Source organism: Chitinophagaceae bacterium, from assembly GCA_007695095.1.
GTDB lineage: Bacteria > Bacteroidota > Bacteroidia > Chitinophagales > REEL01 > REEL01.
Map to the genome: position 1 here is coordinate 1 of REEL01000147.1, position 15873 is coordinate 15873.

A 15873-nucleotide genomic window follows, 5' to 3' on the forward strand; every position below is an offset into this window, starting at 1 on the left:
TTTCATATAAAATTGTTTTAAGTAAATATATCCGAGCAAATTTAATATTTTATTATTAAATCTCAAACAATGATAGTCTACTAAGTTTATAGATTAACTATAATAAATTTAAAATTCTTTTTACTTTTGCTATTATGGCTAAAAATCTATTTCCTATAGAAAAGCTTTTGTTAAGCAGGGATGATAAACAAGCTTTTTTAAAACAGAAGAGTGTAGCTCTATGGTTTACAGGTTTATCCGGCTCAGGAAAATCTACTATTGCTGCGCTTTTAGAGAAAAAACTTCATGAGCATTCATTCATTTCTAAAGTGCTTGACGGTGATAATATCAGAAGCGGTTTAAATGCAAACTTAGACTTTTCGGAAATTGACAGAAGTGAAAATTTACGGAGAATTGCTGAGGTAAATAAGCTTTTCCTGCAATGCGGGATTATTACTATAAACAGCTTTATTTCTCCTACCAATGCAGACAGATTGCAGGCCCGAAACATTATAGGTGATGATTTTCTCGAAATCTTTATTGATTGCCCCCTGAAAATTTGTGAAAAAAGAGACGTAAAGGGTTTATATAAAAAAGCCAGAAAAGGAGAGATTAGGGGTTTCACGGGCATTGATGCTCCTTTTGAAATACCTGAAAACCCCGATTTAGTTTTAAAAACTAATGAAATGAATGCAGAAGAATGTGCCGAAAAAATTTACCAATTCATCAAGAACTTAATCAAATTTTAAAATGCCAAATGTAAATTTATCTCACCTTAAAGAACTTGAAGCAGAATCTATTTTTATTCTCAGAGAAGTAGTAGCCATGATGGAAAATCCCTGTTTACTTTTTTCCGGAGGAAAGGATTCCATAGTTGTTTTGCATCTTGCCAGAAAAGCATTTTTTCCTTCCACAGTCCCTTTCCCGCTTGTTCACATAGATACAGGGCATAATTTTAAAGAAACTATAGAATATCGGGATGAGATAGTTAAAAAATATAATTTGCGTCTAATTGTCGGCTCTGTCGAAGAATCCATTAAAACCGGGAAAGTTGTTGAGGAAAAAGGATTTAATGCCAGTCGAAATGCACTGCAAACAGTAAGTTTACTCGATACCATTGAAAAATATAAGTTTGATGCAGCCATAGGCGGAGCGCGTAGAGACGAAGAAAAAGCGAGAGCAAAAGAACGTTTTTTATCCCACAGAGATGAATTTGGTCAATGGGATCCTAAAAATCAAAGACCAGAGCTTTGGTCACTTTTCAATGGCAAAAAACACATGGGTGAACATTTTCGTGTTTTTCCAATTAGCAACTGGACTGAAATGGACATTTGGCAATATATTTTGCAGGAAAAAATTGATATTCCAAGCTTATATTTCACACACAAAAGAAAATGTATTCAAAGAGACGGAGTTTGGATGGCCTATGCTGATTTTATGAATATCCGAGAAGATGAAGAAATTGTAGAAAAACAGGTTCGGTTCAGAACAATCGGAGATGTGACTTGCACGGGAGCTACTGAATCTAAAGCAGAAAATCTGGAAGATATAATAAACGAAGTAGCAGCCAGCCGCTTGACTGAAAGAGGTAATCGTTCAGATGATAAACGCTCTGAAGCAGCAATGGAAGACAGAAAAAAATTAGGTTATTTTTAATTTACACAAAATGGTAAAAGGAAAATCATATCTCGATATGGAACTGCTTAGGTTTACTACAGCAGGCAGTGTTGATGACGGAAAAAGTACACTTATCGGTCGCTTATTGTATGATACAAAGTCAATATTTGAGGATCAGTATGAAGCTATTGAAAAGACAAGCTTAAACAGAGGAGAAAAATACGTAAATCTGGCTTTACTGACTGATGGATTAAGAGCTGAAAGAGAACAAGGAATTACTATAGATGTGGCTTACAGGTATTTTGCAACACCTAAGCGGAAATTTATAATTGCAGACACTCCCGGTCACATTCAATATACCAGAAACATGGTTACCGGAGCTTCTACGGCAAATTTGGCACTCATACTGATAGATGCCAGAAAAGGTGTGGTAGAGCAAACCAAAAGGCATGCCTTTTTAGCTTCATTATTGAAAATTCCACATGTCGTTTTGTGTATCAATAAAATGGATTTAGTCGATTTTGATGAAGATGTTTTTAATGAAATAGTAGATTCTTTTAAGTCATTTGCCGGCAAACTGGAAACTAAGGATTTTAGATTTATACCGGTAAGTGCGCTAAACGGTGATAATATTGTAAACCGTTCTGAAAATATGCCGTGGTATCAGGGCCCTACCCTCCTATATTTGCTGGAAGACATTCACATTGCCAATGACAGAAATATGGTAGATTGTCGTTTTCCGGTTCAATATGTTATCCGACCCCACAATGATGATTTTCATGATTACAGAGGTTATGCCGGAACTGTTGCCGGAGGCATTTTTAAACCGGGAGATAAAGTAATGGCACTTCCAAGTGGCTTTACAACAACTATCAAGGCCTTAGACACTTTTGACGGAGCTATTGAACATGCCTTCCCTCCCATGTCTGTTTCTATATTATTGGAAGATGAACTGGACATAAGTCGTGGGGATATGATAGTGCGGGAAAATAATGTCCCCCAGGTAGGTCAGGATTTAGATATAATGCTTTGCTGGATGAATGAAAAAGCTTTAATTCCTAATGGTAAATATAGTATAAAGCATACTACCAAAGATGCAAGATGTATAGTAAAGAAAATACATTACAAAGTAAATATTAACACACTGCACAGGGACTTAGATGATTTGAATATAGGTTTAAATGATATTGGCCGTATTTCTATTCGTACAACTCAACCATTATTTTTTGATTCTTATGCTAAAAACAGAATCACCGGCAGTGTGATTTTAATAGATGAAAATACGAATGAGACGGTGGGTGCGGGTATGATTTTATAACCGTCTTAAAATAAAAAAAACTCCTCATTTCTGAGGAGTTTAATTTTGATACATGGCATCTGCAGTATAACATGCATCGCATTTCTTGGATACGTTAGTCTTGATGTTTTATACGTGCTTTTTTACCCGGAGGTTTCATTTTTCTTTAAAATATTTTTATCTTTTTTTATACTCTTTAAACTAAAAAAAACTCCTCATTTCTGAGGAGTTTAGTTTTGATACATGGCATCTGCAGTATAACATGCATCGCATTTCTTGGATACGTTAGTCTTGATGTTTTATACGTGCTTTTTTACCCGGAGGTTTCATTTTTCTTTAAAATATTTTTATCTTTTTTTATACTCTTTAAACTAAAAAAAACTCCTCATTTCTGAGGAGTTTAGTTTTGATACATGGCATCTGCAGTATAACATGCATCGCATTTCTTGGTTGTTTTGGTATTTATTTATTATACGCTTATTTTTAGCGGATGTTTCATTTTTTACCAATCTTAAGAAGCTATTTTCTGAGTCAGAATAAACTCTAATTGTTCATTCGTCTTTTGTAATCTAAACATCTTATTTTGAACAGCATCTCCTTCAAAGTATAACTTAAAGCCTTTATCTATAAGGTTATCAAATTCGTTGATGCTAAAATCTTCCTTAAGAATTGAAAAAACATGCATTTTATTTATTTGTTCAAGACTTTTTGCCCTTGGATTTTCACTTATCAAAATCCTTAAAGCAGATGCCTTAGTTATAATAGCATTTGCCAGTATATCGATTCCGGTTTTATTTTCAACTTTTTCAGCACAAACAAAAAAATGCACATTTGAAATCTGTAACATTTTTAATGCATCTTTGGAATTATTGAATAGTTTAAAGGTGTATCGCTTTTTTAGTTTTTGAACAAGATCTGAATACTTTTCCAAATCATTATCCAAAATTAGAATTAAGGGCTTTAGGATTTCCATATAGATAGTTTTTAACTTCTTTACGGAAAAAAGCTATTTTAGTTACGAAATTCTAAGTAAAAAAGGAGTTTTACTATTTTATTTAAATATAGCCCCTATTAGGACTATTTTTTAAATCAAGCCTCTTCAACAAATAATTGATTTTTTTCCAGACGCAGGTTTTCAATAATATGCTGTTGTCTTTCCATGGTATTTTTGCCCATATAGTACTCCAGGAGCTTTTTTATGGTTGTGTCTTTGTCCAAAACTACCGGCTCCAGTCGAATACTTTCACTGATAAATGCTCTAAACTCATCCGGACTAATTTCTCCCAAACCCTTAAACCTTGTTAGTTCAGGCTTGCCGCCCAATTTTTTCACTGCCTCTTGTTTTTCTTTTTCAGAGTAACAGTAAAGCGTTTCTTTTTTATTTCTAACCCTGAACAAAGGGGTTTCCAAAATATAAACATGACCATTTCTCACCAATTCAGGAAAAAATTGCAGGAAAAACGTCAGTAAAAGCAAGCGAATATGCATACCATCAACATCGGCATCTGTAGCAATCACTATTTTGTTATAACGCAAACCCTCAATTCCATCTTCAATATTTAAGGCATGTTGCAATAAATTAAACTCCTCATTTTCATATACAACACGCTTTGAAAGCCCGTAAGAGTTTAACGGCTTACCTCTAAGACTAAAAACTGCCTGAGTTTGAACATCTCTGCTTTTTGTTAAAGATCCGCTGGCAGAGTCACCCTCAGTAATAAATAATGTGCTGTCAAAATGCCTTTCATCCTTTTCATCACCATAATGAACACGGCAGTCTCTAAGTTTTTTATTGTGAAGATTTGCCTGTTTCGCTCGCTTTTGAGCGATTTTCTTTATTCCGGCAATCTCTTTTCTTTCTCTTTCAGACTGTAAAATTCTTTTTTGTAAAGCTTCGGCTATTTCCTGATTTTTATGTAGAAAATTATCCAGTGATTTTTTTAAAAAATCAAGTATAAAAGCCCTTACAGATGGTCCGTCATGACCCATATTTTGCGAGCCTAATTTTGTTTTGGTCTGACTTTCAAACACAGGCTCCTGAACGCGTATAGAAATGGCTCCTATTACTGATGCTCTAATGTCTGCTGCATCATAATCTTTTCCGTAATAATCTCTTACAGTCTTTACTATGGCCTCTCTGAAAGCTGCTAAATGAGTACCGCCCTGAGGCGTGTATTGACCATTTACAAAAGAAAAATACTGTTCTCCATAATCATTACCATGCGTTAAAGCTACTTCTATATCGTCCCCTTTTAAGTGAATGATTGGATATCTTAAAGCTTCTTCATCCGTTTTGTCTGAAAGCAAATCCAGTAAACCGTTTTTGGAAAAAAAGCGCTCCCCGTTAAGGTAAATACTCAATCCTGAATTCAGGTATACATAGTTCCGTACCTGATTTTTCAGAAATTCCATCCTGAACTGATAATGCTTGAAAATTGTCTCATCCGGTGCAAAAATCACTTCTGTACCTGATTTTTCTTCAGTTTTTTCAAGTTTTGAATCTTCTTCTAAAATACCTTGTTTAAAGGTAGCCCATTTGGTTTGCCCATCCCTGTATGCCTGAACTTTGAATTTTGTACTTAAAGCATTAACTGCTTTAGTTCCCACTCCATTTAGCCCTACTGATTTTTGAAAGGCTTTTGAATCATACTTACCTCCTGTATTTATTTTTGACACACAATCAACAACTTTGCCGAGAGGTATGCCTCTGCCATAATCCCGAATAACGATTTTATCACTTTCAACTTTTATATCTATCCTTTTGCCATGACCCATTACGTGTTCGTCGATAGAGTTATCCAGAACCTCCTTGAAAAGTATGTATATACCGTCATCAGGAGATGTCCCATCCCCCAATTTACCAATATACATACCGGGTCTTAATCGAATATGCTCTTTCCAATCCAGTGAACGGATGGAACTTTCATCATATTGAATATTTGCCATTTTTTAGTCCGCTTCTAATTTATTTAAAATACAAAAATCAACTATTTCACTTTACCTTACAAGTTTTGTATTTCCACAAATGTTGATAAAACAATTTTCGCTAATTCAGTAAACGAAAAATATTTCATAATATTTTTTATAAAAACCTGAAATGCAGATACTTGAACTATATTTATTGCAAAACTATTGCAACTTTGCTATGTTTAAAAATGTATACGGTAGTGCGTTTATGATATCTCCTGCTATTAAACTTTCTGCTCCCTTAGATGCTAAAGCTGTATCTCCGCTCATACCATGCAGATACACTCCGGTTAGAGCCGCTTGCTCCGGTTTTAGGCCCTTTGCTAAAAAAGCTGCAATAATTCCGGTAAGAACGTCTCCACTTCCGGCTGTTGCCATTCCTGAGTTTCCGGTACTATTAAAATACACATTTCCATCCGGTAAGGCAATGGCTGTGTATGCACCTTTTAAAACAATTATGACATTTTGTTTAGCCGACATAGCTCTTAACTTATCCAGTTTTTCAAAACCATTTTTCCATTCTCCGGCTATTCTTTTAAACTCTCCCGGGTGAGGAGTCAAGATGCTTTTTTCGGGAATCACATTCCATAACTTATCGTTTATACTGATTGCATTTACTGCATCTGCATCTAAAACAACCGGTTTTTTAAAACTTTTAAGTAGACTATAAAATGATTCTATAGTTTCATTGTCTGTATCCATTCCCGGTCCACAGGCTAATGTATCAAAGGCATCTATATTTTCCGGCAAATCCGATAATTTCTTTTTCCCTTTTCCTGTCATTACCATTACTTCCGGTATCGCTGTCTGAAAAGGTATGTAATTACATTCCGGAATATATGCACTTACGAGTCCACAACCACTTCTTAAAGCTGCATGTGAAGTTAGTATCCCTGCCCCTGCTTTTCCGTATGAAGTTCCGTAAAACAACACATGACCAAAGCTTCCCTTGTGTGAAAACTTTTTCCTTTTTGTAAAAAAAGGTAGTACGATATCCCTAATAAGATAATGATACTTAACTGCACAATTATCCATAAACTCTGAATCCAAATCTATGGATTGATAAACCCATTGTCCGGTATATTTTTCATTTTCAGGCATGAAAAAAGCCAGTTTAGGGCGCTCAAATGAAAAGGTATAATCTGCCTGAATAATACTTCCTGTAGACGGACTGTCTGCCATCAAGCCCGAAGGCATATCAATGGAACAAACTTTACTTTCAGCCTGATTTACATTTTCTATAACTTCTTTTACAAAGCCCTCGGCAGGTCTGTTTAAACCGGTTCCGAAAATCGCGTCAACTAAAACTGTATATTCTTGAAAGTCAGATATATTCGTTGAAATTTCGATAATATTTATCTTACCGATGTCATGCAGTCTTTTTAAATTTATTTCAAAATCATCTGAACCTTTATCGGATGTTTTGATAATGTATACATCTATTTTATACTGCATTTTGTAAATCATTCTGGCAAAAGCTAAGCCATCGCCTCCATTGTTGCCCATACCACAAACAACAGCTATTTTCTCATCTGCATCAAAAGTAGTCATAAACCAATCGGAAAATAGCGAAGAAGCCCTCTCCATCAAACCTATAGAAGAAATAGGTTTATTCTTTATAGTTTCTAAATCAGCTTTTCTGATTTGATCTGATGAAAGTATTTTCATACACTTTTACTCGAATTTTATTACAGTTAAAAAAATCTTCTAATCAGCTTCAGTTTATGCGAGTATTGCTTTAACTCTTCATTAAATATACCAAAATGATCAAACTTATCAATTCTTACTCTGCCACAGGCATGAATAATTCTTTCATTGTCAAGAATAATACCCACGTGTGTAATATTTTTTTCCTTTTCTTTTGAGAAAAAAGCCAGGTCTCCGGTAGAAGCTAGTTCCGGGAAAGCTACTTCTGTACCTTCTACCGCTTGTTGATATGCATCTCTTTGAATTTTAATCCCCAGCATTCTATATACCATTTGGGTGAAGCCGGAGCAATCAATACCAAAAGGACTTTTTCCACCCCATAAATAAGGAGCATAAAGATAGCGTAATGCGCATTTTTCAATAAAGCGATCCGGTTTTTCTATGGATTCGAATGAGATTACCTGACCATTATAAATATATTTTTCTTTACCTATTTTAAAGCTCATTCCATCAAAATTGGGAAACAAACTTCCGGCCAGAACAGGAATATGAGCATTTGAGGCAAATGCAGACTGCACCAAATCAAGAGCTACACTTAATGGTTGTTCAATGATTTTTTTGTAGGTCTTTTCATTCAAAATTGTAATTTGTTTTTTATCAACATAGCCTGTATATTTATCATAGTCACAAATCACATTATACCATCCCATATCCTCATTCAATATTTGTACAGTTTCTCCAAATAATAACTGAGTTGTCATTTCAGACTTATCAGAGGCCTGACTTCTTAGAGGGATTACACTCAAATCGCAAATACCATACAGCATTCTTAATGTTTAATGTTATTAAATATTTTTTCAAAATAACAAAAAAAAATGCAACCTCGTGACTTTAATGCCGTATATGCAGGAGAAAAACTAAAATTTTCAGTCAAAACATCAACCATGCAAAACAAAACATCAACCACCATTAAAAATTACTGGATAATAAATTTGACAATTGTTTCAATTCTCATCTTATTATTGCAGCTATTTTTCATTAATCCCTTAACTGCCAATACATACACAGCTAACTTTAATGGAAACTACTCTGACCGTACAATTTGGTTACCGAGTTATCCCGGCAATGTTATTGGTAAAAACGATACTATTATTATTAACAAAAATGTACAGTTGAACACAGACGTTGTGGTTCATGGTACTTTAATCGTTAAAGACAAATCCTCACTTAGAGGTACAAATAGTTTAGTTGTTACAGAAGAAGGTGTAGTAGAGAATAAAGGAATATTAATTTCCAGAAACATTAACAATCAGGGTTTAGTTAGAAACAACAACATTCTGGAAACTTCCAATGACCTTATTAATACAGGTATCATGGTAAATTTTGAAAGCATGATAGTTGGAAATATTTTTGAAAACAAAGGCATGATATCAGGAAATGGCGGTCATATGCTTGTTAACAGACAATTGATTAACTATATGGAAGGTCAGATTGGCGGCAATATTGATATTTGTTCCAATGATTTCAGAAATGTTGAAGGGGGTTCTATTGATAGTACTTATTTAAGCTTTTGCGGTAACAGAATATATAACGGAGCTTTTTTAACGGCTAATTTGGAAAGAGAAAAAGTCATTTTAAATTTGTTAAATACTGAAGATTCACGTTATGAAGAATATCAAATAGAAAGAAGTACAGACGGGAAAAACTTTGCTCAAATTGCAAATATTGAAGGTGATGAAATAAATGACTTTGCATTAGCGTTTAAATACACAGACAGAGATCCGGGAGCCTCTCCAATTTTATATTACAGAGTAATTTTAAAAAGAGGGCAACAAGAAAGAGTAGTTCCCGTTATAGAGGTAAATAATATTTTTGGAATACAAACGTCAAGCAGAATAAATTGAGTTTAAGATTTTTCATAATTGTTGGTTTTAGTTAGTTTAGTTGGTTAATTACAGCAATGAGGGAGCAAATTAATTTTTGCTCCCTTTTTTTATTTATCAAAATGAATTACTTTTGCTCAAACAAAAACGGGACGTTAGCTCAGTTGGTTTAGAGCACAGCCTTGACAGGGCTGGGGTCACTGGTTCGAATCCAGTACGTCCCACTTAACTTTTCTCACTTTTTATTAAGATGACGGCCTTAATCTTATAAATAAACCCGGACTTTCTGTTACTATATAAATGTATCCGTCCGGTCCTTGCTCAATATCTCTAAACCTTGCAAACCCATTCATTAAACGTTCTTCATTAATAACGTTCTCCCCATTAATTTCTATTCTATTGAGGTGCTGTCCGGCTAAGGCTCCGGATAAAATACTGCCATTCCATTGTTCAAATTTTGAATTATGAACAAAGGCCATACCACAAGGAGCTATAGAAGGAGTCCAATGCAAAACAGGACGTGGTATACCGGGTAAAGTCGTATCTCCATCCCCTACCGGCGTTCCATTATAGTTAACGCCAAAAGTAACCAGCGGCCAGCCGTAATTTACACCTTTTTCAATGATATTGACTTCATCTCCGCCTCTAGGACCGTGTTCATGTGTCCATATCTTACCGGTTACAGGATGAGTAATCATACCTTGTTGGTTTCGGTGACCATAAGACCAAATTTCATCTTTTTTGTTTTCTTCTCCTACAAAAGGGTTATCAGCCGGTATACTGCCATCATCATTGAGTCTGATTACCGTTCCTGAATGATTACTTAAATCCTGAGCATCATGTTTTCGTCCTCTGTCACCAATTGTAAAGTATAAATAACCATCAAAATCAAAAGTTATACGACTTCCGAAGTGTTGACCGGCGTTCAAAGGGTTATTAGCTGAAAATAGCAACTCGGAATCTGTCAATTGATTTCCGCTAAGTCTTGCACGAGTTAATTCTGTAACATAACCACCTGATTTTTGAGCTGCATAGGTAAAATACAGCCATCCGTTTGATTCATATTCCGGATGTTTTTTAATATCAAGCAATCCCCCCTGACCAACTTCTGTAAGGTTTGAAGGTAAATTCTGAAGAATTATTTTTTCTTCAGACTCCATGTTATATAAAGATAAAATTCCGGAACGTTCAGTTATAAGTACTTCTTTTTCATTTAAAAATTCAATCCCCCAGGGGTTTTGCAAACCGGTTAGTAAAGTGTCTATTACAAATATATCTTCATCTGATTCTTCAAAATCATTTTTTTCAGCCGAACACTGCATTAAAAAAGGAAAGATTAATAATGTGACTACAAAATAGGATTTGTACATAATTTTTATTTTTTTCGTTGTAAAGTAAACCCGATTGATTAAATATAGTTTATTTTATTTTATGTTTTATAAAAAAATTCTTAAAACGGCTTAATCAGTTAAATTGGCAGGATTATTGATTTCTAAAAATATATTAGGGATTTTACATCAAAAATTCTTATTTTTATTATTTATAAACACTAAGTAAAATAGTAACATTATGAAGCATTTCAAAAAAATTTCGTTGGTTTTTATTTTAACCGGCTTATTCCTTACTTCTTGTGATGATTTTTTGAGCGACAGCGGCCTGACTGAAAGTGAAGTTGCGCAGGGTCTAAAGTCTGCTTTAGAAGTAGGCACTAACAATTCAGTAGATGACGTATCTAAGGAAGATGGTTATTTTGGAAATCCGCTTTTAAGAATTGCCTTTCCACCGGAAGTAAGTCAGGTAGAGACTTTTCTGAGAAATGCCGGATTAGGTGCAGTTGTTGATGAGGCTGTCTTGGGTATAAACCGTGCAGCAGAAGATGCGGCTACAGAAGCAAGGCCAATATTCATGAATGCTATATCAAACATCACAATAGCCGATGCATTTAGTATACTAAATGGAAATAATACGGCTGCAACTGATTATTTAGTTCAGCAAACCCGTTCAGATTTATTTAATTCATTTCGTCCAAAAATTGAAAACAGCCTAGATAAGGTAGGCGCTAATAGTCAATGGAATTCTGTAACAACCAGCTACAATAACTTAAATCCTTTTTCTCCGGATGTTGAAACCGATTTAGCCGGATATACTACAGACAAGGCTTTAGATGGTTTATTTCTAAAAGTAGGACAAGAAGAAGAGAAAATTCGTGAAAATCCATCTGCAAGAGTAAATGATATCCTTCGAAGAGTATTTGCTGAGCAGGATTAATTTAGCCTTAATAAATTTCTTAAAACCCCTGTCAGTAGAATGTCAGGGGTTTTTTATGTCATTTTATCAAAAAAAATAAAAATTAAATTTTTTATTCTGTAAAACTTCGTACATTTGCAACGGAGAGTTGGCAGAGTGGTCGAATGCGGCGGTCTTGAAAACCGTTGTGCCAGCGATGGCACCGGGGGTTCGAATCCCTCACTCTCCGCTTCTTTTTCTTCCTAAATCACCACCCCTTTTATATTTTTGTATTCTTTGAGAACTGTTGTCTAAATTGATTTGCAAATTTGTACATTTTATTTAACAAGTATGCATTTAAAAAATTGATATCTCAATGTATAAATTTTATTAAAAGTGCGAGATTATCAGTATTTAATTAAAAATGTTTATATTAGAAACAATCAAGTCTTTGATAAAAAGCTCAGTAAACTGCTTTCATTAACTTAGACTTTCATTCAATAACTTTAAAGCTCTTTTGTGAAAGAAATAAATTTAAAAAACTACGAACGGAAATTAATACTTAGAAATACCAAGGAAGAAGATTTTGACCAAATTCTGGAAATGCAAAAAGTATGTTTTCCGGGTATGGATCCCTGGATAAAAAGCAATCTTGAAAATCAAATGAAAATTTTCCCTGAAGGTCAGTTTGTAATTGAATCAGAAGGGAAAATTGTAGCTTCTTCCAGTTGCCTGATTATTGATAATGAACAATATGGAATGGACCATACCTGGGAAGAAATTTCTGATGATGGAAATATTTCAAACCACAATGAAGATGGTGATATCTTATATGGTATTGAGCTCATGGTTCATCCGGATTTCAGAGGGATGAAACTTTCTTCCAGAATTTATGAAGCCCGAAAAGAGCTTGTAAGAGATTTAAACCTTCGATTAATAAGAATTGGTGGGCGCTTACCCGGATACAACAACTATAAAGATAAAATGAAGATCCGGGAATATGTAGACAAAGTAACTTCTAAATTAATTTTTGATCCGGTTCTTACCCCACAATTGTCCAATGGCTTTTCTTTAAAGCGTATTATACCCAAATATCTGGAAGATGATTTGGATTCTGGAGGATATGCTACAGTATTAGAATGGAGTAATTTTGAGTATAGGAGAGATGAGGGGAAAAAATATCTTGCTTCACAGCCGGTTAGAATTTGTATTGTTCAGTATCAAATGAGACCTGTCAATAATTTTGATGAATTTTCACATCAATGTGAATATTTTGTAGATGTTGCCTCCGGTTACAGAAGTGACTTTATAGTTTTTCCGGAAATTTTTACTTTACAACTACTTTCTTTTTTACCTAAAGAGCGTCCCGGTTTAGCTGCGAGAAGACTTGCAACTTTTACACCTCAATATTTGGAGTTGTTTTCTAATTTGGCTATTCGGTACAACATTAACATTGTGGGCGGATCTCATTTTACTGAAGAGGATGAAAAACTCTATAATATAGCCTATTTTTTCAAACGCAATGGAGAAATTTGCAAGCAATACAAACTCCATATTACCCCCAATGAACGTAAATGGTGGGGAGTCTCTGAAGGAAATAAAGTTGAAGTTTTTGACACTGACAGAGGCAAAATTGCCATTCAAATTTGTTATGATGTCGAGTTTCCTGAACTAACGAGAATTGCAGTTGAAAAGGGAGCCAGAATCATTTTTGTACCTTTTTGTACTGATGACAGACAAGGTTATTTAAGAGTTCGATATTGCGCACAAGCCAGATGTATTGAAAATCAAATTTTTGTTGGAATTGCCGGAACAGTAGGTAATCTTCCTCAGGTTGAAAATATGGATATTCAATACGCTGAATCCGGTATTTTTACTCCTTCAGACTTCATGTTTGCCAGAGATGCCATTGCAGGAATTTGTACTCCAAACGTAGAAACCGTTATCATAAACGAGCTGGATTTAGAAATGCTGAGAAGAAACAGATTAAGAGGTACGGTTACAAATTGGAATGACCGAAGAAGAGATTTATATAAAGTGATTTACAAAGGAGAATAATTAATATCCGCCTTTATATTTTCTAAAAAACCACTCTAAGGATAGTATTGAAATCAATACAAAGAATAACCATTTCAGGTTTATTACCGGTAAGGTTTCAAATCTGGTATAAATAACCGGTCTAAGTGCCGGTAAATTCTCAATGGTTTCTCCTAAAGCATTTAACTGCCCCGGGAAAAACATTTGTCCGCCGCTTTCTTCACTTAGCTGATATAATAGTTTGTGGTCTGCCCTCGTATGCAAAGCTTCCAATTGAATCGGAGAAACTACAAATTGTCCTTCATAGGTATAATCATTAGCGCCTAATCTTGTAGTTGCAGTATATGTATAATTTCCGGCAGAAAAAAGACCTGCATTCAGAGAATATGCATTTGACGTTTTTGAAAACAGAAACGGATAGACATTTTCCTCTTCATCTTTTATTTCAATTTCGACATCGGGCTCATTAACGGTTTCCATGGCTTCATTAAACAATTCAGCTGAAAAGCGAACAGCCTCAAGCTCGGAAAAAATATTTTGCTGAGGTGTAGCTCTGAATCGTCTCCGGTCTTCCCGAACTGCTAAATACTGTATACTTTGATGAATGAGTTCTTCCGTTTTTTCATGATTTCCATTTTGTAAAAAATCATACATTTTCCAACGCCAAAAGCCCTCTCCGGTTAATACCGCAGTTCTGTTACCACGATCCATCCCATAGATTAAAAGCGGATAGTCAGTGTCTACAGAGCCGATACGCTGATGCATTAATACCTGAGCACCCCCACGAACTGTATATTGTCCAAATGGTACTTTTAAAGGAGGAAATCGCCTGAATACATTTACAAAGTTATCGCTTAATGTAAATAGGGAAAAACTTCCGTCAACTACTGCTGTAGCTTCATTATAACCTCTGGCATTTTCAATATTCAGTATATTTTGGACACTGTTAAATCGATTTAAATTACTTTGACCCCCTAATACATACATGACAGATGTACCGGAAGCTGCAATTCGTTCAGTCAGTTGAGGGATTTGACGGACATTTCCGGGAATCTGATGTAAAATGAGTAAATCAAAAGTATCTAATTGAGGAATATCTTCATCTGATTTTAAGTAAAAAACATTTGCTTCGTAATTTTCATTTTTTTCAGCCAATCTCTTAAAAGCTGAAATATCGGGATGAGGAGTCAAACTTAAAATAGCTATTTGCTGACGGCTGTCCAAAACTTCTACAAAAAATTCATTGAAATTATTAGCTTCTGTAAACTCCCCTTCTAAGGGCACAAGCTCAAGTTCTAAATGCATTAGACCTGCTTCTTCAGAAGAAACGACAAACTCATATTCTTCTATAAAGCGGTCTCCTTCAAACTCGACTTGAGTTTCTTCAATAATTTCATTAGTCTTAAGGTTGCGTAGTCTCAGTACAGTGTTTCTACCATCAGCATTATTGCCGATTACATCTACTAAAACATTAAACATATCACCGGAATAGACAATTCTGTTAAAGCGAACATTTTCAACCTGTAAATCAAAGCCCGATACAGTATCACCAAGGGCAACAGTCATTATCGGAGCCGGTAGTCTTTGTGACTGAAAAACCGGATTTTGTCCACGATTGTATAAGCCATCGGAAGCTAATACAATTGCTCCTACATTTTGATTAATAAAGCGATCATATAATGTAGAAAATGCACCGGATAAATTCGTAGCTTTTTCATCAAACAATTTATTAAAACCCTCTGTAGTAGATTCGCCCAATGACCAAACTCTCACGTCATAGTTTGCCGAAAGCTGTTGATATAATTCATCCCATTCATTTAAGTAATTTGCTAACTGTAATGAATCTGTCAATAAATTAACGCTTTCTGAATTATCGTGGAGTAGGATTATTTTAGGGTCTTCAGTCTCTGCTTGAGAAGTACGTACAAAAGGTGAAAAAAGTAAAATAACCAGTAATGTAATCAAAATAAATCTGGCACCGGCCATAAACCATTTCCAAATCTTCTCATTTTTTGTATTCCCAAAACTTGATTCCTTATAATATAGGGCAGCGGAAAATATTAATCCGGCAAAAATTGCAATAAGCAAAAACCAAACAGGCACAGAAAGGAACACTTGTAGTGTTAATATCATTAATTTAATCTTATAATTTTCAAGCTACTTAATAAACCAATAATGCAAAGATTTATTTTACTTGCAGCTATACGGGAAAATGAATAA

12 protein-coding genes and 2 tRNA genes are annotated in these 15873 nt (G+C 34.7%); 8 read left to right on the plus strand and 6 right to left on the minus strand.

Translation table 11 applies throughout. The annotated features are described in order from the left end of the window. The first annotated feature begins 131 nt into the window (after positions 1-131). The 3 genes from cysC to cysN are packed head-to-tail and all read left to right on the plus strand — an operon-like array spanning position 132 to position 2914. The gene (gene cysC, locus EA412_11915; protein TVR77105.1) at positions 132-728 is read left to right on the plus strand and encodes an adenylyl-sulfate kinase; all 597 of its coding nucleotides are present in this window, start codon (positions 132-134) and stop codon (positions 726-728) included. Position 729: 1 nt separating this feature from the next. Beyond that, positions 730-1635 (plus strand): sulfate adenylyltransferase subunit CysD, encoded by a 906-nt coding sequence (gene cysD / locus EA412_11920; GenBank protein ID TVR77106.1) that lies wholly within the window; start codon positions 730-732, stop codon positions 1633-1635. Between the two features lie 10 nt (positions 1636-1645). Next, positions 1646-2914 carry a sulfate adenylyltransferase subunit CysN gene (gene cysN / locus EA412_11925; GenBank protein TVR77107.1) on the plus strand — a complete coding sequence of 423 codons (1269 nt, stop codon included), beginning with the start codon at positions 1646-1648 and terminating at the stop codon, positions 2912-2914. Between the two features lie 490 nt (positions 2915-3404). Here cysN and EA412_11930 read toward each other — a convergent pair whose 3' ends face one another. The 4 genes from EA412_11930 to EA412_11945 all read right to left on the minus strand — a co-directional run bounded on the left by EA412_11930 (position 3405) and on the right by EA412_11945 (position 8334). Further along, positions 3405-3866, minus strand: coding sequence for a hypothetical protein (locus EA412_11930; GenBank protein TVR77108.1), 462 nt, complete (start codon positions 3864-3866; stop codon positions 3405-3407). A gap of 116 nt (positions 3867-3982) precedes the next feature. Then, positions 3983-5839, minus strand: a complete 1857-nt coding sequence (locus EA412_11935; protein ID TVR77109.1) for a type IIA DNA topoisomerase subunit B — start codon at positions 5837-5839, stop codon at positions 3983-3985. Between the two features lie 183 nt (positions 5840-6022). Beyond that, positions 6023-7528, minus strand: coding sequence for an NAD(P)H-hydrate dehydratase (locus EA412_11940; protein TVR77110.1), 1506 nt, complete (start codon positions 7526-7528; stop codon positions 6023-6025). A gap of 26 nt (positions 7529-7554) precedes the next feature. Beyond that, positions 7555-8334 (minus strand): hydrolase Nlp/P60, encoded by a 780-nt coding sequence (locus EA412_11945; GenBank protein ID TVR77111.1) that lies wholly within the window; start codon positions 8332-8334, stop codon positions 7555-7557. Between the two features lie 48 nt (positions 8335-8382). Here EA412_11945 and EA412_11950 point away from each other — a divergent pair, with 48 nt between their 5' ends. Both EA412_11950 and EA412_11955 read left to right on the plus strand, forming a co-directional pair. Next, positions 8383-9411 carry a hypothetical protein gene (locus tag EA412_11950; protein TVR77112.1) on the plus strand — a complete coding sequence of 343 codons (1029 nt, stop codon included), beginning with the start codon at positions 8383-8385 and terminating at the stop codon, positions 9409-9411. A 128-nt stretch (positions 9412-9539) separates the two neighbouring features. Next, positions 9540-9614 (plus strand) — tRNA-Val (locus EA412_11955). Between the two features lie 21 nt (positions 9615-9635). On the opposite strand, the gene EA412_11960 is transcribed toward EA412_11955, so the two are convergent. Beyond that, a complete protein-coding gene (locus EA412_11960; protein ID TVR77113.1) occupies positions 9636-10712 on the minus strand; it encodes a PQQ-dependent sugar dehydrogenase in 1077 nt (358 codons plus the stop codon). Between the two features lie 247 nt (positions 10713-10959). On the opposite strand from EA412_11960, the gene EA412_11965 reads away from it, so the two are divergent. The 3 genes from EA412_11965 to EA412_11975 all read left to right on the plus strand — a co-directional run bounded on the left by EA412_11965 (position 10960) and on the right by EA412_11975 (position 13674). Continuing rightward, on the plus strand, positions 10960-11658 hold the full coding sequence (locus tag EA412_11965; GenBank protein TVR77114.1) for a DUF4197 domain-containing protein: 699 nt from the start codon (positions 10960-10962) through the stop codon (positions 11656-11658). A gap of 121 nt (positions 11659-11779) precedes the next feature. Then, positions 11780-11866, plus strand: a tRNA-Ser gene (locus tag EA412_11970). 269 nt (positions 11867-12135) lie between these two features. Beyond that, positions 12136-13674, plus strand: a complete 1539-nt coding sequence (locus EA412_11975) for a GNAT family N-acetyltransferase (GenBank protein TVR77115.1) — start codon at positions 12136-12138, stop codon at positions 13672-13674. Here EA412_11975 and EA412_11980 read toward each other — a convergent pair whose 3' ends face one another. After that, on the minus strand, positions 13675-15786 hold the full coding sequence (locus EA412_11980) for a hypothetical protein (GenBank protein TVR77116.1): 2112 nt from the start codon (positions 15784-15786) through the stop codon (positions 13675-13677). Positions 15787-15873 lie beyond the last annotated feature (87 nt).

Coding starts and splice junctions, on each gene's coding strand:
- cysN (TVR77107.1), top strand. CDS start 1,646: ATGGTAAAAGGAAAATCATATCTCGATATGGAACTGCTTAGGTTTACT.
- EA412_11960 (TVR77113.1), bottom strand. CDS start 10,712: ATGCAGTGTTCGGCTGAAAAAAATGATTTTGAAGAATCAGATGAAGAT.
- EA412_11965 (TVR77114.1), top strand. CDS start 10,960: ATGAAGCATTTCAAAAAAATTTCGTTGGTTTTTATTTTAACCGGCTTA.
- EA412_11980 (TVR77116.1), bottom strand. CDS start 15,786: ATGATATTAACACTACAAGTGTTCCTTTCTGTGCCTGTTTGGTTTTTG.
- EA412_11940 (TVR77110.1), bottom strand. CDS start 7,528: ATGAAAATACTTTCATCAGATCAAATCAGAAAAGCTGATTTAGAAACT.
- EA412_11950 (TVR77112.1), top strand. CDS start 8,383: ATGCAACCTCGTGACTTTAATGCCGTATATGCAGGAGAAAAACTAAAA.
- EA412_11930 (TVR77108.1), bottom strand. CDS start 3,866: ATGGAAATCCTAAAGCCCTTAATTCTAATTTTGGATAATGATTTGGAA.
- EA412_11935 (TVR77109.1), bottom strand. CDS start 5,839: ATGGCAAATATTCAATATGATGAAAGTTCCATCCGTTCACTGGATTGG.
- EA412_11945 (TVR77111.1), bottom strand. CDS start 8,334: ATGCTGTATGGTATTTGCGATTTGAGTGTAATCCCTCTAAGAAGTCAG.
- cysD (TVR77106.1), top strand. CDS start 730: ATGCCAAATGTAAATTTATCTCACCTTAAAGAACTTGAAGCAGAATCT.